Origin of the sequence: Hydrogenophaga sp. YM1, from assembly GCF_016903055.1 — a bacterium.
Taxonomy (GTDB): domain Bacteria; phylum Pseudomonadota; class Gammaproteobacteria; order Burkholderiales; family Burkholderiaceae_C; genus Hydrogenophaga; species Hydrogenophaga borbori.
The window spans coordinates 2,222,851-2,244,761 of the sequence record NZ_CP070223.1; the positions used below are offsets into that span (position 1 = coordinate 2,222,851).

21 protein-coding genes are annotated in these 21,911 nt (G+C 72.6%); 13 read left to right on the forward strand and 8 right to left on the reverse strand.

Features of this window, described 5'->3' with window-relative positions:
* Positions 1-46: 46 nt before the first annotated feature.
* The 11 genes from JNX00_RS10340 (at position 47) to JNX00_RS10390 (ending at position 10,017) form a co-directional block, all read left to right on the forward strand.
* Positions 47-1,024, forward strand: coding sequence for an iron ABC transporter permease (locus tag JNX00_RS10340; protein ID WP_070397831.1), 978 nt, complete (start codon positions 47-49; stop codon positions 1,022-1,024).
* An 80-nt stretch (positions 1,025-1,104) separates the two neighbouring features.
* Positions 1,105-1,866, forward strand: coding sequence for an ABC transporter ATP-binding protein (locus JNX00_RS10345; protein ID WP_204744887.1), 762 nt, complete (start codon positions 1,105-1,107; stop codon positions 1,864-1,866).
* A 19-nt stretch (positions 1,867-1,885) separates the two neighbouring features.
* Positions 1,886-2,455, forward strand: a complete 570-nt coding sequence (gene cobO, locus JNX00_RS10350; RefSeq protein ID WP_204744888.1) for a cob(I)yrinic acid a,c-diamide adenosyltransferase — start codon at positions 1,886-1,888, stop codon at positions 2,453-2,455.
* Positions 2,456-2,468: 13 nt separating this feature from the next.
* Positions 2,469-2,864, forward strand: a complete 396-nt coding sequence (locus tag JNX00_RS10355; RefSeq protein WP_204744889.1) for a DUF1636 domain-containing protein — start codon at positions 2,469-2,471, stop codon at positions 2,862-2,864.
* Between the two features lie 25 nt (positions 2,865-2,889).
* Positions 2,890-3,849: an adenosylcobinamide-phosphate synthase CbiB gene (gene cbiB, locus JNX00_RS10360; protein WP_204745043.1), complete on the forward strand. Its 960-nt coding sequence runs from the start codon at positions 2,890-2,892 to the stop codon at positions 3,847-3,849.
* Complete coding sequence (locus tag JNX00_RS10365) at positions 3,846-4,865, forward strand: aminotransferase class I/II-fold pyridoxal phosphate-dependent enzyme (RefSeq protein WP_204744890.1); 1,020 nt, start codon at positions 3,846-3,848, stop codon at positions 4,863-4,865. The genes cbiB and JNX00_RS10365 overlap by 4 nt, the downstream gene beginning before the upstream one ends.
* 75 nt (positions 4,866-4,940) lie before the next feature.
* Complete coding sequence (gene bioB, locus JNX00_RS10370; RefSeq protein WP_239478332.1) at positions 4,941-5,918, forward strand: biotin synthase BioB; 978 nt, start codon at positions 4,941-4,943, stop codon at positions 5,916-5,918.
* A gap of 130 nt (positions 5,919-6,048) precedes the next feature.
* Positions 6,049-7,512 (forward strand): cobyric acid synthase, encoded by a 1,464-nt coding sequence (locus tag JNX00_RS10375; RefSeq protein WP_204744892.1) that lies wholly within the window; start codon positions 6,049-6,051, stop codon positions 7,510-7,512.
* Between the two features lie 8 nt (positions 7,513-7,520).
* On the forward strand, positions 7,521-8,648 hold the full coding sequence (gene cobT / locus JNX00_RS10380) for a nicotinate-nucleotide--dimethylbenzimidazole phosphoribosyltransferase (RefSeq protein ID WP_204744893.1): 1,128 nt from the start codon (positions 7,521-7,523) through the stop codon (positions 8,646-8,648).
* Positions 8,645-9,466 (forward strand): adenosylcobinamide-GDP ribazoletransferase, encoded by an 822-nt coding sequence (locus JNX00_RS10385; protein WP_070397824.1) that lies wholly within the window; start codon positions 8,645-8,647, stop codon positions 9,464-9,466. The genes cobT and JNX00_RS10385 overlap by 4 nt, the downstream gene beginning before the upstream one ends.
* Positions 9,463-10,017, forward strand: coding sequence for a histidine phosphatase family protein (locus JNX00_RS10390; protein ID WP_204744894.1), 555 nt, complete (start codon positions 9,463-9,465; stop codon positions 10,015-10,017). The genes JNX00_RS10385 and JNX00_RS10390 overlap by 4 nt, the downstream gene beginning before the upstream one ends.
* A 685-nt stretch (positions 10,018-10,702) precedes the next feature.
* Here JNX00_RS10390 and JNX00_RS10395 read toward each other — a convergent pair.
* Positions 10,703-11,305, reverse strand: coding sequence for a glutathione S-transferase family protein (locus JNX00_RS10395; RefSeq protein ID WP_070397808.1), 603 nt, complete (start codon positions 11,303-11,305; stop codon positions 10,703-10,705).
* Positions 11,306-11,422: 117 nt separating this feature from the next.
* On the opposite strand from JNX00_RS10395, the gene JNX00_RS10400 reads away from it, so the two are divergent.
* Positions 11,423-12,397: a YafY family protein gene (locus JNX00_RS10400; RefSeq protein WP_204744895.1), complete on the forward strand. Its 975-nt coding sequence runs from the start codon at positions 11,423-11,425 to the stop codon at positions 12,395-12,397.
* A 15-nt stretch (positions 12,398-12,412) separates the two neighbouring features.
* On the opposite strand, the gene JNX00_RS10405 is transcribed toward JNX00_RS10400, so the two are convergent.
* From JNX00_RS10405 to grpE, 6 genes are all read right to left on the reverse strand, one after another.
* Complete coding sequence (locus tag JNX00_RS10405; RefSeq protein WP_204744896.1) at positions 12,413-13,594, reverse strand: lytic murein transglycosylase; 1,182 nt, start codon at positions 13,592-13,594, stop codon at positions 12,413-12,415.
* A gap of 60 nt (positions 13,595-13,654) precedes the next feature.
* Positions 13,655-15,019 carry an MBL fold metallo-hydrolase gene (locus JNX00_RS10410; RefSeq protein ID WP_204744897.1) on the reverse strand — a complete coding sequence of 455 codons (1,365 nt, stop codon included), beginning with the start codon at positions 15,017-15,019 and terminating at the stop codon, positions 13,655-13,657.
* Between the two features lie 37 nt (positions 15,020-15,056).
* The gene (locus JNX00_RS10415; RefSeq protein ID WP_070397805.1) at positions 15,057-16,055 is read right to left on the reverse strand and encodes a ZIP family metal transporter; all 999 of its coding nucleotides are present in this window, start codon (positions 16,053-16,055) and stop codon (positions 15,057-15,059) included.
* Positions 16,056-16,240: 185 nt separating this feature from the next.
* Complete coding sequence (dnaJ, locus tag JNX00_RS10420) at positions 16,241-17,377, reverse strand: molecular chaperone DnaJ (protein ID WP_070397804.1); 1,137 nt, start codon at positions 17,375-17,377, stop codon at positions 16,241-16,243.
* Between the two features lie 80 nt (positions 17,378-17,457).
* Complete coding sequence (gene dnaK / locus JNX00_RS10425) at positions 17,458-19,395, reverse strand: molecular chaperone DnaK (protein WP_204744898.1); 1,938 nt, start codon at positions 19,393-19,395, stop codon at positions 17,458-17,460.
* A gap of 98 nt (positions 19,396-19,493) precedes the next feature.
* Positions 19,494-20,057, reverse strand: coding sequence for a nucleotide exchange factor GrpE (grpE, locus tag JNX00_RS10430; protein WP_070397802.1), 564 nt, complete (start codon positions 20,055-20,057; stop codon positions 19,494-19,496).
* A 162-nt stretch (positions 20,058-20,219) separates the two neighbouring features.
* Here grpE and JNX00_RS10435 point away from each other — a divergent pair, with 162 nt between their 5' ends.
* Positions 20,220-21,071 (forward strand): fumarylacetoacetate hydrolase family protein, encoded by an 852-nt coding sequence (locus JNX00_RS10435; protein ID WP_204744899.1) that lies wholly within the window; start codon positions 20,220-20,222, stop codon positions 21,069-21,071.
* Between the two features lie 17 nt (positions 21,072-21,088).
* Here the strand turns inward: JNX00_RS10435 and otnI are convergent, their stop codons facing one another.
* On the reverse strand, positions 21,089-21,910 hold the full coding sequence (gene otnI / locus JNX00_RS10440; RefSeq protein ID WP_070397800.1) for a 2-oxo-tetronate isomerase: 822 nt from the start codon (positions 21,908-21,910) through the stop codon (positions 21,089-21,091).
* Between the last annotated feature and the right edge of the window lies 1 nt (position 21,911).

The window sequence follows — 21,911 nt, forward strand, 5'->3', positions numbered from 1 at the left end:
GGCGACACCGGCGGCCCGGCACAGCCGGTTCCGCGGTGTCCCTGGCTTGGGGGGGGCTCTGCTGCTGGCGGCGCTGCTGCTGTTGCTGCTGGGCGCGGGCGTGGGCAGCACCGGCTTCGACAGCGTGCTCAACGCGCGCCACGACGCGGTGGCCTGGCAGATCCTGTGGGACATCCGCCTGCCGCGCACCCTGGGCGCCTGGGTCGCGGGCGCGCTGCTGGGCCTGGCGGGCGCGGTGGCGCAGGGCCTGTTCCGCAACCCGCTGGCCGACCCCTACCTGCTGGGCAGCGCCTCGGGCGCCGCGCTGGGCGTGGCCATCGCGCTCGCGCTGTTCGGCGCCTCCACCCTGGCCACGCCCTGGCTGGTGCGACTGGGCCTCACCGGCGCGGCCTTCCTGGGCGCGGTGCTGGGCGTGGCGCTCACGCTCATGCTGGCCAAGGGCGTTCAACAGACGCTGCGCCTGCTGCTGGCCGGCGTCATCGTGGGCGTGGTGCTGGGTGCGGCGCGCGACCTCATCACCATCGCCGAGCCCGACGTGCTGCAGGCCATGCAGGGTTTCATGCTGGGCAGCACGGGCTTCGTGGGCTGGTCCGCCTGTGGCGTGATGGCGGCCATGCTGCTGCTGGCGCTGGGGGTGTCCGCCGCGCTGGGCCGCGTGCTGGACGGCCTGGCCCTGGGCGAGGCCACGGCCCTGAGCCTGGGCCTGCCGCTGGGCGCCGTGCGCGTGGTGCTGGTGGCTGTGCTGGCCCTGGCCACCGGCGCGGCCGTGGCGCAGACCGGCCTGATCGCCTTCGTGGGCCTGGCCGCGCCGCACCTGGTGCGCTCGCTGGTCAAGACCACGCACGCGCGCCTGGTGGTGTTGAGCGCCTTCATGGGCGGGCTGCTGCTGATGGCGGCCGACGTGCTCGCGCGCTGGGTCATCGCGCCGCAGGAACTGCCCGTGGGCGTGCTCACCGCGGTGCTGGGTGGCAGCTACCTGCTGTGGCTGATGCACCGGCGCCGCCGGCCGGGGGGAGGGCTGTGAGCCCCCTCGCTCCACCGCTGCGCGGGTCGCTGCCCCCCGAGGGGGCTGATCCGGCTTGGGGCGGCCGGGCGCCGGATGGTGTGAGCGCCGCGCTGCAAGCCAAAAACATCGGCGTGTCGCTGGGCGGCGTCGAGGTCCTGCATGGCATTGAGTTGAGCCTGCCCACCGGGCGCTGGACCAGCGTGGTCGGCCCCAACGGCGCGGGCAAATCGACCCTGCTCAAGGCCCTGGCCGGGCTGCTGCCGCACAGCGGTCAGGCCGAGCTGCTGGGCCGGCCTTTCGCCAGCTGGCGCGGCCGAGAACGCGCCCGCCGCCTGGCCTGGCTGGGGCAGGGTGAAACCGGCGCCGAGGACCTGAGCGTGTGGGACGTGGCCATGCTCGGCCGCCTGCCGCACCAGCCCTGGCTGGCCGCGCCGTCCGAGGCCGACCGCGCCGCCGTGGAGCAGTCCCTGCGCGCCACCCAGGCCTGGGACTGGCGCGAGCGCGCGCTCGGCGCGCTGTCCGGCGGCGAGCGCCAGCGCGTGCTGCTGGCGCGCCTGCTGGCGGTGAACGCCGACGTGCTGCTCATGGACGAGCCCCTGGCCAACCTGGACCCGCCGCACCAGGCCGACTGGATGCAGCTCGTGCGCGGTCTCGTGGCCCAGGGCAAGACCGTGGTGAGCGTGCTGCACGAAATCGGCGTGGCCCTGCACGCCGACCAGATGGTGATCGTGGCCGCCGGCCGCGTGCGCCACCAGGGCGCCTGCGACGCCGCCGCCACCCACCGCGCGCTGGAAGCCGTGTTCGACCAGCGCATCGCCATCCACCCGCTGGGCGACCAGTGGGTGGCCTTGCCCCGTTGATTGTTTCCTGGAGAAGCCGATGCAGATCGAAGCCCCCCCCGTCGACCGCGACACCCCCAAGCCGCAAGGCGAACGCCGGGGCCTGGTCATCGTGCACACCGGCAACGGCAAGGGCAAGAGCACGGCCGCCTTCGGCCTGGCGCTGCGCGCGCACGGGCGCGGCAAGGCGGTGAAGGTGTACCAGTTCATGAAGGTGCCGTCGGCGCGCTTCGGCGAGCACCGGCTGTTCGAGCAGCTGGGCGTTCCCATCGAAGGCCTGGGCGACGGCTTCAGCTGGAAGAGCCGAGACCTGGAGCACTCGGCCGAGCTCGCGCGCGCGGGCTGGGCCAAGGCCGAAGCCAGCATCCGCTCGGGCGAGCTTTTCATGGTGGTGCTCGACGAAATCATGTACCCGCTGCGCTACGGCTGGGTGCCGCTGGACGCGGTGCTGGCCTGCCTGCGCGAGCGCCCGGCCGCGGTGCACGTGGTGCTGACCGGGCGCGGCGCGCCGGCCGAGCTGGTGGAGCTGGCCGACACGGTGACCGAGATGGCGCTGGTCAAGCACCACTTCCAGGCCGGCGTGCCGGCGCAGCGTGGCATCGAGGACTGATGAAGCGCGCCGAATGACCACCACCACCGAACTCATCGTCTGCACCACCTGCCGCCCGCCCGGCGCGCCGCGCGAGGGGCTCGCCGCGGGCGAAGAGCTGCTGGACGCCGTGCGCTGGGCCCAGGCGGACGGGCCCGCGAGCGCCATGGCCAGCGTGCGCGTGCGCGGCGTGGCCTGCCTCGGTGGCTGCTCGCGCGCCTGCACCGTGGCCCTGCAGGCACCCGGCAAGGCGAGCTACCTGTTCGGCGACCTGGCGCCCGACGCCGAGACCGCTCGCCAGGTGCTGCAGTGCGCCGCCCTGCACGCCGCCACCGCCGACGGTCAACTGCCCCGCCAGGCCCGGCCCGAGCGGCTGCGCGGCGGATTGCTGGCGCGGTTGCCCGCCCCGCTGGCGGCGAGCGAGGCATGAGGGCGCGCGCGGAGGGCGCCGGTTGATGGTGGTGTTCGGCCCGTTTCCTGCGCTGGTCATTCCCCTGGCGCTGCTGCTGGCGCTGGCGCTGGACCGCGCGCTGGGCGAGCCGCCCGCGCGCTGGCACCCGGTGGTGGGCATGGGGCACTACCTCGGCTTCATGGGCCGGCGCATGGCGCCGCGGGTGGGCGCGCCGCCCCGGCCGGCGCGGGCCTTCGTCGGTGGCGCGCTGGCCTGGTGCCTGGGCGCGCTGGGGGTGTTGGCCCTGGCGCTCGCGCTGAACCGGCTGGTGGCTGGCTGGGCGGCTTGGGCGCAGGCGCTGGCGCTGGGCGCGCTGCTCAAGCCCCTGCTGTCGTGGCGCATGCTGCGCGACGAGGTGGCGGCGGTGGAGGGCGCCCTGGGCGAATCGCTGGCCGCCGGCCGCGCGCGCCTGGCCTGGCTGGTGAGCCGCGACGTCACCACGCTCGACGCCTCGCAGGTGCGCGAAAGCGCGATCGAGTCGCTGGCCGAGAACCTGAACGACTCGGTGGTCGCGCCGCTGTTCTGGTTCGCGCTGGCGGGCCTGCCGGGCGCCGCGCTCTACCGCTTCGCCAACACCGCCGACGCCATGTGGGGCTACCGCGGCGAGCGCCAGGGCCGCGACTGGACCTGGGCCGGCAAGTGGGCCGCGCGCGCGGACGACGCGCTGTCCTGGCTGCCGGCGCGCCTCACGGCCCTGCTGCTGAGCCCGCTGCGCCTGTGGCCGGCGCTGGCGGGCGAGGCCGCCCGCACGCCATCGCCCAACAGCGGCTGGCCCATGGCGGCCATGGCGCTGGCCCTGGGCGTGCGGCTGCGCAAGCCCGGCGTGTACGCGCTCAACGCCGACGGGCGCGGGCCCGAGGCCGCCGACACCCGGCGCGCGCTGCGCCGCGCCGGCCGCGCGCTGGCCGGGCTGGTGGCGCTCGCGCTGCTGTGGGCCTTGTTCGAATGGAGCCCCTGGGCATGAGCCTCGCACCACCCGCCGCGCATGGTGGACCCGACGCGCTGGGCGCGCCCGCGCACGACTTCTCCACCAACGCCAACGCCCTCGGGCCCTGTCCCATGGCGCTGCTGGCCATCGCGCGGGCCGACGCCTCGCGCTACCCCGATCCCGCCAGCACGCGCCTGAAGGCCGCGCTGGCCGACTTCCACGGCGTGGCCCCCGAGCGGCTGCTGCTGCTGGCCAGCGCGAGCGAGGGCATCCAGCGCTTCTCGGCCTGGGCCGCGCGAACGGCGGGCGCCTGCGTGTGGCTGCCGCCGCACCACTACGGCGACCTCTCCCGCGCCGCCCAGGCCTGGGGCCTGGTGCGCACACCGCAAGCGGGCAGGGCGCGGCTGCTCTGGGCCTGCGAGCCCTCGTCGCCGCTGGGCCAGGCCGAGGCCGGCCTGGCCGAACGGCTGGCCGGCCTGCGGGTCGAGCAGGCCCTGGTGCTCGACCAGGCCTACGCGCCGCTGCGCCTGAGCGGCGCGCCCTCGCTGGAGGGCGCCGCGCTGGACCGCGTGTGGCGCCTGGTCTCGCCCAACAAGGCCCTGGGCCTCACGGGCGTGCGCGGCGCTTACGCCATCGCCCCGCTGGCCGCGCGCCAGGCGGTGGCCGAGCTGGAGGCCCTGGCGCCGTCCTGGCCGCTGGGCGCGCACGCCGAGGCCATGCTGATGGCCTGGGCCGCGCCCGACACCCAGCGCTGGCTGGCCGACAGCCTGGACACGCTGCGCGACTGGAAGGCCCGGCAGATCGCGCTCTGCGAATCGCTGGGCTGGACCGTGCTGCCCAGCGAGGCCAACTACTTCGTCGCCCGACTGCCGGCGCCGCGCGACACCGACGCGTTGCCCGCGCTGCGCCGCGAGCGCGGCGTGAAGCTGCGCGACGCCACCTCCTTCGGCCTGCCGGGCCACGTGCGCCTGGGGGTGCGTTCACCCGAGGATCAAGCCGCCCTGCGCGCCGCCTGGCCGCGCGGGCGCGGCGGCGACAATTCCCCGCGGTGACGGCCCCGCCACCGCCCCGAAAGCGTTTGAGAGAAACCCACCATGCAAGACACCACCGAACAGACCATCCGCCTCATGCCGCGCCCCGGCGCGGCGCCGTCCGCGCCGTCCACCGAGCGCTGGAGCGTCGAGGCCATCGAGGCCCTGTTCGATCTGCCCTTCGCCGACCTCATGCACCGCGCCCAGAGCGTGCACCGCGAGCACCACGACCCGCGCGAGGTGGAGTTGGCCACGCTGCTGTCCGTCAAGACCGGTGGCTGCCCGGAAGACTGCGGCTACTGCCCGCAGTCGGTGCACTTCGACACCGGCGTGCAGGCTGGCAAGCTGATGGCCGTGGACGCCGTGCGCGAGGCCGCGCAACGCGCCAAGGCCGCCGGCGCCACGCGCTTCTGCATGGGCGCGGCCTGGCGCGCACCCAAGGACCGCGACGTGCAGGCCGTTGCCGAACTGGTGCGCGCCGTCAAGGCCGAGGGCCTGGAGGCCTGCGCCACCCTGGGCATGCTGGACGAGGGCCACGCCGAGCAGCTGCGCGACGCGGGCCTGGACTACTACAACCACAACCTCGACAGCGACCCCGACTTCTACGGCGACATCATCTCCACGCGCGACTACCAGGACCGCCTGGACACCCTGCAGCGCGTGCGCGGCGCGGGCGTGAAGGTCTGCTGCGGCGGCATCGTGGGCCTGGGCGAGTCGCGCCGCCAGCGCGCCGGCCTGATCGCGCAGCTGGCCAACCTGTCGCCCGATTACCCCGAGTCGGTGCCCATCAACCACCTGGTGAAGGTCGCCGGCACGCCGTTGGCCGACCAGCCCGACCTCGACCCGCTGGAGTTCGTGCGCACCATCGCGGTGGCGCGCATCACCATGCCGCGCGCGCGGGTGCGCCTGTCGGCCGGGCGCCAGCAGATGGGCGAGGCCGTGCAGGCCCTGTGCTTCCTGGCCGGGGCCAACAGCATCTTCTACGGCGACAAGCTGCTCACCACCGGCAACCCCGACGTGGCGGCCGACCAGGCGCTGCTGGACAAGCTGGGCCTGCGCGCCCGCCAACAATGAATCACTCCCGCCGCGCTTCGCGCGACCCCCTCGAGGGGGCGACACCTGCGGCCCGGCCAAGCCGGTTCCGCGGTGCCTCCCGCTGGCGGTTCGTCGCACGCAAGGCCCCGCGGGCGCAGGGAGTACCGATATGACAGCGGTTTGCGTGATGGTGCTGGGCACCAGCAGCGGGGCGGGCAAGAGCTGGATCGCCACCGCCCTGTGCCGCCACTACGCGCGCCAGGGCCTCAAGGTGGCGCCGTTCAAGTCGCAGAACATGAGCAACAACGCGCGCGTGGTGGCCGGGCCCGGCGGCGCCTGGGGCGAGATCGGCAGCGCGCAGTACTTCCAGGCCCTGGCCGCGCGCGCCGAGCCCGACGTGCGCATGAACCCGGTGCTGCTCAAGCCCGAGGCCGACACCCACAGCCAGTTCGTGCTGCTGGGCCGGGTCGACGAGGCCATCACGCGCCTGCCCTGGCCGCAGCGCGGCGCCAAGGCCTGGCCGGCGGTGGCCGAGTCGCTGCGCGCGCTGCGCGCCGAGAACGACGTGGTGGTGATCGAGGGCGCGGGCTCGCCGGCCGAGATCAACCTCATGCGCCACGACATCGTGAACCTGCGCATCGCGCGCGAGGCCGAGGCGCGCTGCTGGCTGGTCACCGACATCGACCGCGGCGGCGCCTTCGCCCACCTCTACGGCACCTGGGCGCTGCTGCCGCGCGCCGACCGCGCGCGCCTGCGCGGCTTCGTGCTCAACAAGTTCCGAGGCGACGAAGCCCTGCTCGATCCCGCGCCGCGGCGGCTGCAAACGCTCACCGGCGTGCCCACCGTCGGCGTGATCCCCATGCAGTGGCACCACGGCCTGCCCGAGGAAGACGGCGTCTTCGACGACCGCTCGCGCGCCGCCGGCGAGGTGCACACCCGCATCGCGGTGATCGCCTGGCCGCGCATCAGCAACCTCGACGAGTTCCAGCCGCTGAAGAACCTGCCCGGTGTGCGCCTGCAATGGGTGCGCTCGCCGGCCGACGGCGCCGGGACCGACGTGATCGTGCTGCCCGGCAGCAAGGCCACCGCGGCCGACCTGGCCTGGCTGCGCGGGCAGGGCCTGGACCGCTGGGTGGCCGAGCACGCCGCGCGCGGCGGCCGCGTGCTGGGCGTGTGCGGCGGCCTGCAGGTGCTGGGCGAGGCGCTCATCGACACCGAAGGCATCGACGGCAACGCGCCCGGCCTGGGCCTGCTGCCGCTGGTCACCACCTTCGAGCGCGACAAGACCGTGCGCCGCACCGAGGCGCGCTTCGGCGCGCTGCACGGGCCCTGGTCCGCGCTCTCGGGCGTGCCGGTGCGCGGCTACGAAATCCACCACGGCCAGACCGCGCCGCACCCGGCCCTGCAGGCCGCCGGACAGACGGCGCACGAGGCCATGCCCGGCCTGGCCTGGCAAAACCGCGAAGGCAACGTGCTGGGCCTGTACCTGCACGGCCTGTTCGAGGACGATCGCGTGCTTCAGGCCCTGTTCGGTGCCCGCGTCCCCACGCTGGAAACGGTGTTCGAGGGCCTGGCCGACACCCTGCAGGCCCACGTGGCCCCGGGCGCGCTGGACGCGCTCATCGCTTCATGAGCAACACCATGCCCCACACCACCGCTTCTCCTTTCCGCGTGCCGGAGGTCGCCGACCTGCACGACGCCGCGCTGACCGCCGCGCTGCAGTCCGCCATCGACGGCAAGACCAAGCCCCTGGGCTCGCTCGGGCGCATCGAGTGGCTGGCGCAGCGCATCGGCGCCGTGCTGGGCACGGCCACGCCCGAGCTGCGCGAGCCGCAGATGCTGGTCTGCGCGGCCGACCACGGCCTGGCCGCGCGCGGTGTGTCGGCCTACCCGAGCGAGGTCACACACCAGATGGTGCGCAACTTCGTCGCCGGCGGCGCGGCGGTGAGCGTGCTGGCGCGCCAGCACGGCATCGCCCTCACCGTGGTGGACTGCGGCGTGCGCGAGGCCGTGCCCGAGCAGCCCGGCCTGCTGTCGCGCCGCCTGGGCCCGGGCACGCAGGACGCGCTGGACGGCCCGGCCATGAGCGCCGAGCAGTGCGAGCAGGCCCTGGCCCACGGCGCCGACGTGGTGCGCGGCCTGCCGGGCAACGCGCTGCTGCTCGGCGAGATGGGCATCGGCAACACCTCGGCCGCCTCGCTGCTGCTGGCGCGCCTGGGCGGCCTCGAGGTGGGCGACGTCACCGGTGCCGGCACCGGCCTGGACGCCGATGCCGTGCTGCGCAAGATCGGCGTGCTGCGCGCGGTGCTGCAGCGCCACGCGCAGGCGCGCGAACCCCTGGCCGCGCTGGCGGCCTTCGGCGGCTTCGAGATCGCCACGCTCGCGGGCGCGGCGCTGCAGGCCGCCGCCGAGCGGCGCGTCATCCTGGTCGACGGCTTCATCGCCAGCAGCGCGGTGCTGGTGGCCAGCAAGCTGCGCCCGCACCTGCTGCAGCGCTGCGTGTTCGCGCACCGCTCGGGCGAGCGCGGGCACGCGCTCATGCTGGCGCACCTGCGGGCCGACCCCTTGCTCGACCTTGGCCTGCGCCTGGGCGAAGGCTCGGGCGCGGCCCTGGCCTGGCCGCTGCTGCAAAGCGCCTGCGCGCTGCTCAATCAGATGGCCAGCTTCGCCAGCGCGGGCGTGTCGCAGTCGGCCATCGACGCGGCGCCCACCGCGCGGGCCGAGCCCGAGCTCACGGCGGCCGACGCCTCGGGCAAGCCCGCTCGATGAGCCGCTTCCTCCGGCACTACCTGCTGGCCCTGCAGTTCTTCACGCGCGTGCCCGTCACCGGCCGCCTGGCCGCCTGGGTGGGCTACAGCCCGGCCATGCTGCGCGCCAGCGCGGCGCATTTCCCGGGCGTGGGCTGGCTGGTGGGCCTGTGGGTGGCGGCGGTGTTCGCCGCCTTGCTGTGGGCCTTGCCCGCGCTGCCCGCCGCGCCCTGGGTGGCGGCGCTGGGCGCCACCGTGGCCGGCGTGCTCATGACCGGTGCCTTCCACGAGGACGGGCTGGCGGACCTGGCCGACGGCCTGGGCGGCAGCGCGGACCGCGCGCGGGCGCTGGAGATCATGAAGGACTCGCGCATCGGCAGCTTCGGCGCCATCGCGCTGGTGCTGGCGCTGTCGTGCAAGGTGGCCTTGCTCGCGCTGCTGGCGCAGGGGGACCCGGCGCGCGCGGTGGCGGCGCTGTTCCTGGCGCAGGTGGTGTCGCGCGCGGCGCCGCTGGCGGTCATCTACACGCAGCCGCACGTGGGCGACGTGGCCGGCTCCAAGAGCAAACCGCTGGCCGATGGCCTGACGCTGGCCGCGCTCCTGGCCGGCCTGTCGTGGATGGCGCTGGCGCTGCTGCTGGTGGTGGCGCGTTTTCCCGGCATGGGCTGGTGGGCCGGCGTGCTCGGCGCGGCGCTGGGCACCGCCTGGATGGCGCGCCTGCTGTGGCGCCGCCTGCGGGGCTTCACCGGTGACGGCCTGGGTGCCACGCAGCAGGTGGCCGAGCTGCTGTTCTACCTGGGCCTGGCCGTCGCCTGGTCTGTCGAGGGACCCACCGCATGAAGCTCTGGTTGATCCGCCATGCCGCCGTCGCCTTGCCGCCGGGCCTGTGCTACGGCACCACCGACGCGCCCGCCCTCGCCGACGCCACGCTGGCGGCGGCCGAGGCCGTGGCCGCCACGCTGCCGCGGCATGTGCCGCTGTGGGTGTCGGGCCTGACCCGCGCGCAGCAGCTGGCGGCCGCACTGCAGCGACTGCGGCCCGACCTGGGCGCCGCGCGCGTGGAGCCGCGCCTGAACGAGATGGACTTCGGCCGCTGGGAGATGCAGGCCTGGGAGGCCATCCCGCGCGCGGCTTTCGACGACTGGATGGCCGATTTTTCGCACCACCGCTTCGGCGGCGAGGAAAGCACGCAGCAGGTGATCGACCGTGTGGCCGAGGTCGTGCTGGAGTTGCACGCGGCCGGCATCCGCGAGGCGGCCTGGGTCACGCACGCAGGGGTGGTGCGCGCGGCGCTGTACCTGCGCGAGCACGGGCCGCGCACCATCGCGGGCGCGCAGGAATGGCCCGAGCGGGTGATCGAGCCCGGCGGGTGCGTCGAGCTGGTGTTCTGAGGGGGCGTTGCGGTTGGCGCTGCTGCGTTTTTCGCGGCTTCGTGCAATGGTTTCGTGCAACGGCTTCGTGCAACGGCTTCGCATGGGCCGCCGGTGTGGGTGCCCGTTCTCCGGCCCACGCTCGCGGTCCTCCACCTGGGTAGGCCTGCGTTGTTTCATCAACACCGCTTTGGCGCTCAGCCTCTGTGGCAGCCGCGAATGGGGCCTGCGCCCGGGCACCCACACCGCCGTCCCCGAAACGCGCGGGCCGGCCAAAGAAGACCGGACACCCTTCGAGCGTTGATCGCTGGCCAGATGGAATCTGACCCCGATTCCTGCGTGACCCCGATTCCTGTGACCCCGATTTCCTTGGCCTGCTTGGGTGTCACTCTCGACGGATGGTGGGGTTCGCGGGCGCAGGCCCCATTCGCGGCTGCCACAGAGGCTGAGTGCCGGAACGGTGTTGATGAAACAACGCAGGCCTACCGGGGTATGCGCCCGCGAGCGTGGGCCGGAGAACGCGGACCACGCCAGCCGTCAGCGCGGGGTCTCCGAACAAGGTCTCCGAACGACGCCCACGGCAGCCCGGAGCACAGGAGCACAGGAGCACAGGAGCGAAAGAGCGAAAGAGCGAAAGGCGCAGCGCCCGTGGGCTAAGCTGCCACCGGCGCGCGCGGCACGGCGGTGAAGCCGTGAGCCCCCTGGCTCAGGCGTCGATCCGCATCGCCGGGCGCGCCTGCACCCGCGCCAGCCAGGCCAGTACGTGAGGGTGCTGGTCCACCGGCGCGCCGATGTAGGCGCTGTAGCCGATCACCGAACCCACCGACAGGTCCACCAGCGAGTAGGCCTCGCCCAGCATCCAGGGCCGCTTCGCCAGGTGCGCGTCGAGCAGGGCCAGCAGCTGGTCCATGCCCTCGCGGCCCGCGCGGCCGTGCGCATCGTCGGGTGTGCCCATGTCGCGCGCGGCCTGCAGGCGCACCAGCTGCGCGCCGTAGGTGACGTAGGCCCAGGTGCACCAGGAAAAGGCCTGCAGCTGCGCGGGCGTGCCGGGCGCCGGCCACAGGCCGCGCTCGACGCCGTGGCGTTCGCCCAGCCACAGCTCCATGGCCAGGGCCTCGAACATGGGGGCGCCGTCCACCGTCAGGGTGGGCACCTTGCCGTTGGGGTTGAGCGCCAGGAACGCGGGGCGGCGCTGCTCGCCGGTGGTGATGTCGACCTTCACGCGTTCGTGCGGCAGGCCCAGTTCGGCGAGGGCGCAGGCGATGGGCGTGGCGCTGGACATGGGGTGCCAGTAGAGAACGATGGACATGGCGGGCTCCTGAATGAATGGGGGTGAAACCGGTCCGGCACCGCGCCGATCCGTGCCGCGAACTGTCGCCGCCATTGCGGACAGATTCCGCCCTCGATCAAAGATAGAGTGCGACCCATGCTCAGTTCCTCTTCCCGGCTGCTGCGGGTGCTCTCCTTGCTGCAGGCGCGCCGCCACTGGGCGGGCGCCGAACTGGCCGAGCGCCTGGGCGTGCACCCGCGAACGCTGCGCCGCGACATCGATCGCCTGCGTGAGCTGGGCTACCCCATCCACGCCAGCAGCGGCGTGGCCGGCGGCTACGCTTTTCGGGCCGGGCAGGCCCTGCCACCGCTGCTGCTGGACGACGAGGAGGCGCAGGCCGTGGCCATCGCCCTGCAGACCGCGGCCGCCGGCACAGTGAGTGGGGTGGAGGAGGGCTCGCTGCGCGCCCTGGTGAAGCTGGAACAGGTGATGCCCGCGCGCCTGCGCCGGCGCGTCGATGCCCTGCGCTCGGCCATCCTGCCGCTGGCGAGCCTGCGCCCCACGGTGGACGCGGGTGCGCTGGCCAGCCTGGCCGTGGCCTGCCGCGACCAGCTGCGCCTGGCCTTCGCCTACCGCGACAGCCGTGGCCAGGACACGGCGCGCACGGTGGAGCCGCAGGGCCTGGTGCACACCGGCAGCCGCTGGTACCTGGTGGCCTGGGACCTGGCGCGCGATGACTGGCGCACTTTCCGCCTGGACCGCATCGACGGCGCGCCCGCCCTGGGCGCGCACTTCGCGCCGCGCGCGGGCCCCGAGGGCGGCGACTTGCGCGCCTACGTGTCGCGCTCGATCGGGGTTTCGGCCTACACCGAGCAGGCCCGCGTGGTGCTGCACCGGTCGCTGGAGGCGATGGCCCGGCAGATTCCGCCCACGGTGGCGCGGCTGGAGGCCCTGGACGGCGAGCGCTGCGTGATGCACAGCGGCGCGAACCACCTGGAGTCGCTGGCCTACTGGCTGCTGGCGCTGGACGTGGAGTTCGAGGTGCTGGAGCCGCCCACGCTCAAGGCGCTGCTGTGCCAGGCGAACGAGCGCGTGGCGCGCGCGCTGGCGCGCTCGGGCGGCGGCGCCTAACGCCGGCGCGCCGCCTCAGCCCCCGCGCAGCGCCTTCAGCAGCTTCTGCCCGGCGCGGCCATTGGCTTCCCAGCCCAGGCGCGTCTGCTCGGCGCGCACGGCGCTGCGGGTCTTCTCGCCGAGCAGACCGTCGACCTCACCGATGTCGTGGCCGCGCGCGAGCAGCAGGGTCTGCAGCTCGCGGCGTTCGGCGCGCGTGAGGCCCAGGTCGTCGGTGGGCCAGGGCGTCACGAACGGCCCGCCGCCGCGCAGACGGTCGGCCAGGTGGGCGATGGCCAAGCCATAGCTTTCGGCGGCGTTGTAGCTGTAGATGGCGTCGAAGTTGCGCGTGACGAGGAAGGCCGGGCCCTGCGCACCGGCCGGCGCCAGCAGGCCCAGGCTCATGTCCGCCGGCACCGGCGTGCCGTCGACGCGCTGGACGCCGCGCGCGGTCCATTCGCTGCCGGGGCGCTTGGTGCGCCGGCCTTCGCCAAGCACGGAAAAGCCCTCGGGCAGCTTCACCTCGAAGCCCCAGGGCAGTTCCTGGCGCCAGCCCGCGCGCTGCAGGAAGTTGGCGGTGGAGGCGAGCGCGTCGGGCACGCTGTCGATGAGGTCGGCGCGGCCGTCGCCGTCGAAGTCCACCGCCAGGCGCTCGTAGGTGCTGGGCATGAACTGCGTGTGGCCGAAGGCGCCGGCCCAGGAGCCCTGCAGCCGCTCGGGCGGGAAGTGCCCGGCCTGCAGCAGGCGCAGCGCGGAGTAGAACTCGGTGCGGAAGTAGGCCTGGCGCCGGCCGTAGCACGACAGCGTGGCCAGCGACTGCACGATGGGCGTCTTGCCGAAGCCCTGGCCGTAGTTGCTCTCCACGCCCCACACGGCCACCACCGTGGCCGGGTCCACGCCGAAGCGCTGCTGCACGCGCTGCAGCAGCTCGGCGTTCTGCTGCAGCCGCTGCGCGCCTTCTTCCACGCGCTGCGGGTCGACCAGCACGGTGAGGTAGTCCCAGATCGGGGTCTTGAATTCGGGCTGCGCGTCCAGGTTGCCGATGACCGACATCAGCGGTTGCAGGCTGTCGGTGTGGGCGCGGAAGGTGGTCTCGTTGACGCCGTTGGTACGGGCCGTGGGGCGCAGGCCGTCCAGGCACTGCTGGAAGCTGGCGTCCTGGGCGAGGGCGGGAGCGGCGAGCGTGGCCGCGAGGCAGAGGGTGGTGAGTCGTTGCATGGCCATGGGGTCGCCCGGGGGCGGAAAAGTTCAGGCCGGACCGCCGCGGGGCGGGCCGGCTCAGGCGGGCCAGGTGCTGCCGTGCTCCGGCACCAGCGCGGGCCAGCCCAGTTCGTTTTCGATGCGCAGGCGCAGCGCGTCGGCGGCGTCCATGTCGCCGTGGGTGACGAAGGTGCGCCGCGGCGCCTTGGGCAGGCCGCGCAGCCAGGCCATGAGCTGCTCGGCGTCGGCGTGCGCCGAGCCGGCGGTGAGTTGCACCACCTCGGCGCGAACGGGCCATTGCTGGCCGAAGATGCGCAGGCTGGCCTGGCCGGCGGCCAGTTGCGCGCCGCGCGTGCCCGGCGCCTGGTAGCCCGCCAGCACGACCATGGCCCGGTGGTCGCCGAGGTGGTGCGTGAGGTGGTGCAGCACGCGCCCGCCCGTGGCCATGCCACTGGCCGACAGGATGACCTTGGGCCCATGCCGCTGCGCGATGGCCTTGGACTCTTCCACGCTGGTGACCATTTGCGCGGTGCGCTCCATCTCGCGGCACTGGGCGGCGTCGAGGCGGTGTTGGCCCAGGTGGCGTTCGTACAGCTCGGTGGTCGCCACGGCCATGGGGCTGTCCAGGTACACGGGCAGGGCGCGCGGCAGCTCGCCCCGCGCCTTGAGCCGCGCGATGGCCAGCAGCACGGCCTGCGCGCGGCCCACCGCGAACACCGGCACCACCACCGTGCCGCCGCGCGCGGCGGCGCGAGACAGCGCGGCGCCCAGTTCGGCGAGCAGGTCCTCCTTGGGGTGCAGGCGGTTGCCGTAGGTGGACTCGCACAGCACCACGTCGGCCGCGGGCGGTGGCTCGGGCGGCAGCATGAGCGCGTCGTCCGGGCGGCCCAGGTCGCCCGAGAACAGCAGACGCCGCCCCCCCACTTCCAGCAGCACGCTGGCCGCGCCGAGGATGTGGCCGGCGCCGCTGAAGCTCGCGCTCCAGCCGGGCAGCGGCTCGAAGCGCTCGTGCAGGCGCGCGGTGTGCAGGCGCTTGAGGCTACGGCGCGCGTCTTCCACGGTGTAGAGGGGCAGGGCGGGCTGGTGCTTGCCGAAGCCCTTGCGGTTGGCGTACTCGGCCTCTTCTTCCTGCAGGTGGCCGCTGTCGGGCAGCATCACGTGCAGCAGGTCGCGCGTGGCGGGCGTGCACCAGGCGCGGCCCGTGAAGCCCTCGCGCGCCAGCAGCGGAAAGTAGCCGCTGTGGTCGATGTGCGCGTGCGTGAACAGCACCGTGCCGATCTGGTCGGGCGCCACGGGCAACGGCTCGCGGTTGCGCAGACGCAGCTGCTTGTAGCCCTGGAACAGGCCACAGTCCACCAGCAGCCGCTGGCCACCGTAGTCGATGAGGTACTTGGAGCCGGTGACGGTACCGGTGCCGCCGAGGAAACGGATGCTGACGCCCATGCGGAGCATCTTAGCCGTGCGCGCGGGCACGGCCCGTTCAGGCCAGGGCGCTGTCCAGCCAGACCATGAAGATGAAGCCCGCCAGCAGCGTGGCGCTGGCCGCGCCTTCGAAGCCGTCGCGGTGCGTCTCCGGGATGATCTCGTGGCTCACCACGAAGATCATGGCGCCGGCCGCCAGGGCGAGGCCCAGCGGGTAGAACACCGGGGCGCTGCCCAGCACCACCACGCCCAGCAGGGCGCCCAGGGGCTCGGCCAGGCCGGTGAGGGCGGCCACGCCCCAGGCCCGTCCGGCGCCCAGGCCCAGGGTGCGCAGGGCCATGGCCACGATCAGGCCCTCGGGCATGTTCTGCAGTCCGATGGCCAGGGCGACGGCGGCGCCGTCGTGCACCGCGTCCTCGCCCGACGGGCCGGCATAGGCCGCGCCCACGGCCAGGCCTTCGGGCAGGTTGTGGATCATCAGCGCCAGCACCATCAGCCAGGCGCGCTGCGCGGCCGGCTCGCGCGGCAGCCAGGCGCTGGTGTGGGTGTGCGCGGCCGGCGGCAGCACGGCGTGTTCGTGCGGCAGGGCGCGGTCGATGGCCAGCATCAGCCCCATGCCCAGCGCCAGCCCGGCGCCCGAGAGCAGGGCGCTGGCGCCGCCCTCGCCCACCAGGGCGCGGCTGGCCTCCAGCGAGGGCAGCAGCAGCGCGAACACGGCGGCCGCCAGCATCACCCCGGCCGAGAACGCCATGAAGGCCGACTCCTGCCGCTTGCTCACGCGCTGCACCACGAACACCGGCAAGGCGCCCACGGCGGTGGCGATGGCCGCCAGCAGCGAGGCCTGCACGCCCGCGACGAGGGCGCTGCCGCCTTCCACGGCCAGCCACCAGGCGCGGGTGGGCGCCCAGAAGGTGGAGCCGGCGGCGATGCCCGCCATCACCAGCACGCCCGCGGCCAGCGCCAGCAAGGCCTTGCGCAGGGCGTGGGCTGGCACGGGCCACTCCAGCCGCTGGAGCTGGGCCCAGGCGGGTGGGATCTGGCGGAGGAGGGTAGACATGCTTGGGCTGCTATCGATGTTGACCCATAGCTTGTCAAAAACGATCAAATAAGGCCAATCGATGCTGCTTATGGTGGCGATAGGGGCACCGCTGGCGGCGCACGCGCCAGGCACCGAGGGAGCGCGAATGGCCCAAAAAAAAAGCGACGCCGTGGCGTCGCTTTTTTTTGGGGGGAGCGTCTGGCTCAGCTGAAGAAGTCCTTCGCCTTCTCGAACCAGCCCTTGTCGTTCGGGCTGTGCTTGTGGCCGCCTTTTTTGAAGGACTCGTCCAGTTCCTTGAGCAGCTTGCGCTGGTGCTCGGTGAGCTTGACCGGCGTTTCCACCGCCACGTGGCAGTACAGGTCGCCCGGGTAGCTGGAGCGCACGCCCTTGATGCCCTTGCCGCGCAGGCGGAAGGTCTTGCCGCTCTGCGTGCCCTCGGGCAGGTCGATGGTGGCCTTGCCCTGCAGCGTGGGCACGTCGATCTCGCCGCCCAGGGCGGCGGTGGTCATGCTCACCGGCACCTGGCAGTGCAGGTCGTCGCCGTCGCGCTCGAAGATGTCGTGCTTGCGCAGGCGGATCTCGATATAGAGGTCGCCCGCGGGGCCGCCGTTCTGGCCGGGCTCGCCGTTGCCGGTGGAGCGGATGCGCTGGCCGTCGTCGATGCCGGCCGGGATCTTGATCTCCAGCGTCTTCTGGCGCTTGATCTTGCCCTGGCCGTGGCAGGTGGTGCAGGGCTCGGGGATGACCTTGCCGCGGCCCTGGCAGGTGGGGCAGGTCTGCTGCACGCTGAAGAAGCCCTGGCGCATCTGCACCACGCCCTGGCCGTGGCAGGTGCCGCAGGTCTTGGCGCTGGTGCCGGGCTTGGCGCCGCTGCCGTGGCAGGTGTCGCAGTCGTCCCAGCTGGGGATGCGGATCTGCGTTTCCTTGCCGTTGGCGGCTTCCTCCAGCGTGATCTCCATGGCGTAGGACAGGTCCGCGCCGCGGTACACCTGCCGCCCGCCGCCCGCGCCGCGGCGCGCGCCGCCGAAGATGTCGCCAAAAATGTCGCCGAAGGCGTCACCGAAGCCGCCGAAGCCTTCGGCGCCGCCCGGGCCGCCGCGCATGTTCGGGTCCACGCCGGCGTGGCCGTACTGGTCGTAGGCGGCCTTCTTCTGCGCGTCGGAGAGCATCTCGTAGGCCTCCTTGGCCTCTTTGAATTTCTCTTCGGCACCCTTGGCCGCATCGCCCTGGTTGCGGTCGGGGTGGTACTTCATCGCGAGCTTGCGGTACGCCTTCTTGATCTCCTCGTCGGAGGCGTTCTTCGGCACGCCGAGCACTTCGTAAAAGTCGCGTTTGGCCATGGTTTCTCTGGCTGGTGTTTGAACACGAACGCCGCGTCAGGTTGCCCGGACGCGGCGGTGTGGCGGACGTCGCGGCGCGATCAGCCCTTCTTGACTTCCTTCACCTCGGCGTCGACGACGTCGTCGTCGGCCGCCTTGGACGCTTGCTGCGGCTGGGCGTCGGCGGCCCCCGCCTCGGCACCGGCCTGATCGGCCTGCTGCGCGGCGTAGACCTTCTCGCCCAGCTTCTGGCTGGCGGTCATGAGCTCGGTGGTCTTGGCCTCGATCGCGTCCTTGTCCTCGCCCTTGGCGGCTTCTTCCAGGGACTTGATCGCGTCCTCGATGGCCGACTTCTCGCCCGCCTCCAGCTTGTCGCCGTGCTCGCTCAAGCTCTTCTTCACGCTGTGCACCATGGCCTCGGCCTGGTTGCGCGCCTGCACGAGCTCGACCTTTTTCTTGTCCTCGGCCGCGTTGAGTTCGGCGTCCTTCACCATCTGCTGGATCTCGGCTTCGGACAGGCCCGAGTTCGCCTTGATGGTGATCTTGTTTTCCTTGCCGGTGCCCTTGTCCTTGGCGCCCACGTGCAGGATGCCGTTGGCGTCGATGTCGAAGGTCACCTCGATCTGCGGCAGGCCGCGCGGCGCGGCGGGAATGCCTTCCAGGTTGAACTCACCCAGCAGCTTGTTGCCGGCGGCGATCTCGCGCTCGCCCTGGAACACCTTGATGGTCACGGCCGGCTGGTTGTCGTCCGCGGTGGAGAACACCTGCGAGAACTTGGTCGGGATGGTGGTGTTCTTGGCGATCATCTTGGTCATGACGCCGCCCATGGTCTCGATGCCGAGCGACAGCGGGGTCACGTCCAGCAGCAGCACGTCCTTGCGGTCACCCGAGAGCACCTGGCCCTGGATGGCGGCACCGACGGCCACGGCCTCGTCGGGGTTGACGTCCTTGCGCGGCTCCTTGCCGAAGAACTCCTTGACCTTCTCCTGCACCTTGGGCATGCGGGTCATGCCGCCGACCAGGATCACGTCGTGGATGTCGCCCACGCTCACGCCGGCGTCCTTGATGGCGGTGCGGCAGGGCGCGATGGTGCGCTCGATCAGTTCTTCCACCAGGGCCTCGAGCTTGGCGCGCGTGAGCTTGATGTTCAGGTGCTTGGGACCCGAGGCATCGGCCGTGATGTAGGGCAGGTTGATGTCGGTGGCGGCCGAGGACGACAGCTCGATCTTGGCCTTCTCGGCCGCTTCCTTCAGGCGCTGCAGGGCCAGCACGTCCTTGCTGAGGTCGACGCCCTGGTCCTTTTTGAACTCGGAAATGATGTAGTCGATGATGCGCTGGTCGAAGTCTTCGCCACCCAGGAAGGTGTCACCGTTGGTGGACAGCACTTCGAACTGCTTCTCGCCGTCGACGTCGGCGATCTCGATGATGGACACGTCGAAGGTGCCGCCGCCGAGGTCGTACACGGCGATCTTGCGGTCGCCCTTGTCCTGCTTGTCCAGGCCGAAGGCCAGGGCCGCGGCGGTGGGCTCGTTGATGATGCGCTTGACGTCGAGGCCGGCGATGCGCCCGGCGTCTTTGGTGGCCTGGCGCTGCGCGTCGTTGAAGTACGCGGGCACGGTGATGACGGCCTCGGTCACGGGCTCGCCCAGGTAGTCCTCGGCGGTTTTCTTCATCTTGCGCAGGATGTCGGCCGAGACCTGCTGGGCCGAGATCTTCTTGCCGCGCACCTCCACCCAGGCGTCGCCGTTGTCGGCGGCCACGATGGAGTAGGGCATGAGGTCGATGTCCTTCTGGACTTCCTTCTCACTGAACTTGCGGCCGATCAGGCGCTTGATCGCGTACAGCGTGTTCTTGGGGTTGGTGACGGCCTGGCGCTTGGCCGAGGCGCCGACCAGCACCTCGCCGTCTTCCTGGTAGGCCACGATCGACGGCGTGGTGCGCGCACCCTCGCTGTTCTCGATCACCTTGGTGTTGTTGCCTTCCATGACGGACACGCACGAGTTCGTGGTGCCGAGGTCGATGCCGATGATGCGTCCCATGTGAGTGACTCCGAGGATGTGGTTAAAGCTGTTGAAGAAGTGTGGATAAGCCGGGGGAATTCAAGGGGAGGGCGTGTGCACAAGTCCCTTGGCGGCCCTTACTTGGGGGCGGACACCGTGACCAGGGCCGGGCGCAGCACCCGCTCGGCGATGAGGTAGCCCTTCTGGAGCACGGTCACCACGGTGTTGGGTTCCTGCTCGGCCGGCACCATGCTGATGGCCTGGTGCTGGTGGGGGTCGAATTTGGTGCCGGCGGGCGGCGCGATCTGCACGACCTTGTGGCGCTCCAGCGCGCTCAGCAGCTGTTTGAGCGTGGCCTCGGTGCCCTCGCGCAGCTGTTCGCGCGTGGCCTCCTGCACGGCCAGGCCGGCCTCCAGGCTGTCGGCCACGGCCAGCAGGCTCTCGGCGAAGCTCTCCACCGCGAACTTGCGGGCCTTGGACATTTCCTCTTCGGCGCGGCGGCGGGCGTTTTCGGCCTCGGCCTTGGCGCGCAGGTACTGGTCGGCCAGGTCGGTGTTCTGGGCCTTCAGGGTGGCCAGTTCGGCCTGCTGGGCGGCCTGGGCCTCGGCCTCGCTGGCCGCCCGGGCGGCTTCGGCCTCTTCGGGGCTCAAGGGCGCGCTGTTGTCCTGGGGTGGCGGGGCGTTGGGGGGCGTCTGGCTCATCGTGGCGAGTCTGTGGATAAGGTGAAACGGGGGCGGTTGCGGTGGGCGGTTTGCCCGACAAGTCGGGCAGCTGGGGCCGCCTCGGCGGATTTCAAGGGCCGGCCGGGACCGGATGGCCCCAGGCGGCAGAATCGGCGGTTTTCACCACCACCGAAGCCCAGCATGAAACTGATCCGCCACGGCCTGCCCGGCGCCGAACAACCCGGTCTGATCGACGCCAGCGGCACGCCGCGTGACCTCTCCGGGGTGCTGGCCGACATCGCGCCGGCCACGCTGGGCCCGGATTCTATGGCGCGCCTGGCCGCGCTCGACCCCCTGACGCTGCCGCCCGTGCCCAGCGGCACCCGCCTGGGCCCCTGCGTGGGCCAGGTCGGCAACGTCATCGGCATCGGGCTGAACTACGCCGACCACGCCGCCGAGGCCGGCCTGAAGGTGCCGGGCCAGCCCATCGTGTTCAACAAGCACGTCAGCGCCATCAACGGGCCGAACGACGAGGTCTGGCTGCCGCCGGGCTCGCGCAAGCTCGACTGGGAGGTGGAGCTGGGTGTGGTGATCGGCCAGCGCGCCTTCCACGTGGGCGAGGACCAGGCCCTGTCGCACGTGGCCGGCTATTGCCTGCTCAACGACGTGTCCGAGCGCGCCCACCAGATCGAATATGAAGGCCAGTGGGTCAAAGGCAAGAGCTACCCCACGCACTGCCCCCTGGGCCCCTGGCTGGTGACGCCCGACGAGCTGGGCGATCCACAGGACGTGGCGCTGTGGCTGGAGGTGAATGGCCAGCGCCGCCAGAACGGCAGCACGCGCACCATGGTGTTCGGCGTGGCCACGCTGGTGAGCTACCTGAGCCGCTTCATGGCCCTGCAGCCGGGCGACGTGATCGCCACCGGCACGCCGCCCGGCGTGGGCATGGGCCACCAGCCGCCGCTGTACCTGAAGGCGGGCGACGTGATGACCCTGGGCGGGCGCGGCCTGGGCGAGCAGCGCCAGCTGGTGGTGGACAGCCCGGTGGGCTGAGGCGCGGGGGAGCGGCGTCAGGCGGCTGCGGCCTGGGCGGCGCGCAGCCAGCCCAGTCCGGCCGAGGTGCCCCCGGGAACCGCGCCGCGGCTGGGGCGGTACTCGCAGCCGATCCAGCCGTCCCACTGGCCGGCGGCCATGAGCTCGTCGATCACGCCGAACAGGTAGGGGTGGTTCAGCTCGCCCAGGTCGGGCTCGTGGCGCTGCGGCACGCCGGCGATCTGCAGGTGACCGACGCGCCCCGTGGGCAGGTACTGCCGCAGCTTGGTGGCGACGTCGCCCTCGACGATCTGGCAGTGGTACAGGTCCATCTGCACCTTCAGGTTGGGCGCGCCGACCGCGTCGAGGACCTGGTGCGCGTGGTCCTGCCGGTTGAGGAAGAAGCCGGGGATGTCGCGCGGGTTGATCGGCTCGATGAGGATGTCACGCCCGGCGCGGGCGGCCTGTTCGGCGGCCCAGCGCAGGTTGCCCAGGTAGGTGGCCTGCATGTCCTCGCGCCGCAGGCCCGGGGACACCAGGCCGGCCATGGCGTGCAGGCGGGGGCAGTCCAGGGCGTCGGCGTAGCGCAGGGCCAGTTGGACCGCCTCGCGGAACTCGGCCTCGCGGCCGGGCAGGGCGGCCAGGCCGCGCTCGCCGGCGTCCCATTGGCCGGGTGGCAGGTTGAACAGCACCTGGCGCAGGCCATTGGCCTGGAGGCGGGCGGCGAGCTCGTGCGCCGGGTAGGCGTAGGGGAAGAGGAATTCGACGGCCTCGAAGCCGTCGCGCGCGGCGGCCTCGAAACGGTCCAGGAAGTCGAGCTCGGGGTAGAGCATCGACAGGTTGGCGGCAAAACGGGGCATG

Bases quoted from the DNA above. Each gene is read 5' to 3' on its own strand.
- JNX00_RS10400 (WP_204744895.1), top strand. From the start codon at position 11,423: ATGCTCAGTTCCTCTTCCCGGCTGCTGCGGGTGCTCTCCTTGCTGCAG.
- dnaJ (WP_070397804.1), bottom strand. From the start codon at position 17,377: ATGGCCAAACGCGACTTTTACGAAGTGCTCGGCGTGCCGAAGAACGCC.
- JNX00_RS10405 (WP_204744896.1), bottom strand. From the start codon at position 13,594: ATGCAACGACTCACCACCCTCTGCCTCGCGGCCACGCTCGCCGCTCCC.
- JNX00_RS10365 (WP_204744890.1), top strand. From the start codon at position 3,846: ATGAGCCTCGCACCACCCGCCGCGCATGGTGGACCCGACGCGCTGGGC.
- cbiB (WP_204745043.1), top strand. From the start codon at position 2,890: ATGGTGGTGTTCGGCCCGTTTCCTGCGCTGGTCATTCCCCTGGCGCTG.
- bioB (WP_239478332.1), top strand. From the start codon at position 4,941: ATGCCGCGCCCCGGCGCGGCGCCGTCCGCGCCGTCCACCGAGCGCTGG.
- JNX00_RS10415 (WP_070397805.1), bottom strand. From the start codon at position 16,055: ATGTCTACCCTCCTCCGCCAGATCCCACCCGCCTGGGCCCAGCTCCAG.
- otnI (WP_070397800.1), bottom strand. From the start codon at position 21,910: ATGCCCCGTTTTGCCGCCAACCTGTCGATGCTCTACCCCGAGCTCGAC.
- JNX00_RS10385 (WP_070397824.1), top strand. From the start codon at position 8,645: ATGAGCCGCTTCCTCCGGCACTACCTGCTGGCCCTGCAGTTCTTCACG.
- cobT (WP_204744893.1), top strand. From the start codon at position 7,521: ATGCCCCACACCACCGCTTCTCCTTTCCGCGTGCCGGAGGTCGCCGAC.
- JNX00_RS10435 (WP_204744899.1), top strand. From the start codon at position 20,220: ATGAAACTGATCCGCCACGGCCTGCCCGGCGCCGAACAACCCGGTCTG.
- JNX00_RS10395 (WP_070397808.1), bottom strand. From the start codon at position 11,305: ATGTCCATCGTTCTCTACTGGCACCCCATGTCCAGCGCCACGCCCATC.
- JNX00_RS10375 (WP_204744892.1), top strand. From the start codon at position 6,049: ATGACAGCGGTTTGCGTGATGGTGCTGGGCACCAGCAGCGGGGCGGGC.
- dnaK (WP_204744898.1), bottom strand. From the start codon at position 19,395: ATGGGACGCATCATCGGCATCGACCTCGGCACCACGAACTCGTGCGTG.
- JNX00_RS10390 (WP_204744894.1), top strand. From the start codon at position 9,463: ATGAAGCTCTGGTTGATCCGCCATGCCGCCGTCGCCTTGCCGCCGGGC.
- JNX00_RS10355 (WP_204744889.1), top strand. From the start codon at position 2,469: ATGACCACCACCACCGAACTCATCGTCTGCACCACCTGCCGCCCGCCC.
- grpE (WP_070397802.1), bottom strand. From the start codon at position 20,057: ATGAGCCAGACGCCCCCCAACGCCCCGCCACCCCAGGACAACAGCGCG.
- JNX00_RS10410 (WP_204744897.1), bottom strand. From the start codon at position 15,019: ATGGGCGTCAGCATCCGTTTCCTCGGCGGCACCGGTACCGTCACCGGC.
- cobO (WP_204744888.1), top strand. From the start codon at position 1,886: ATGCAGATCGAAGCCCCCCCCGTCGACCGCGACACCCCCAAGCCGCAA.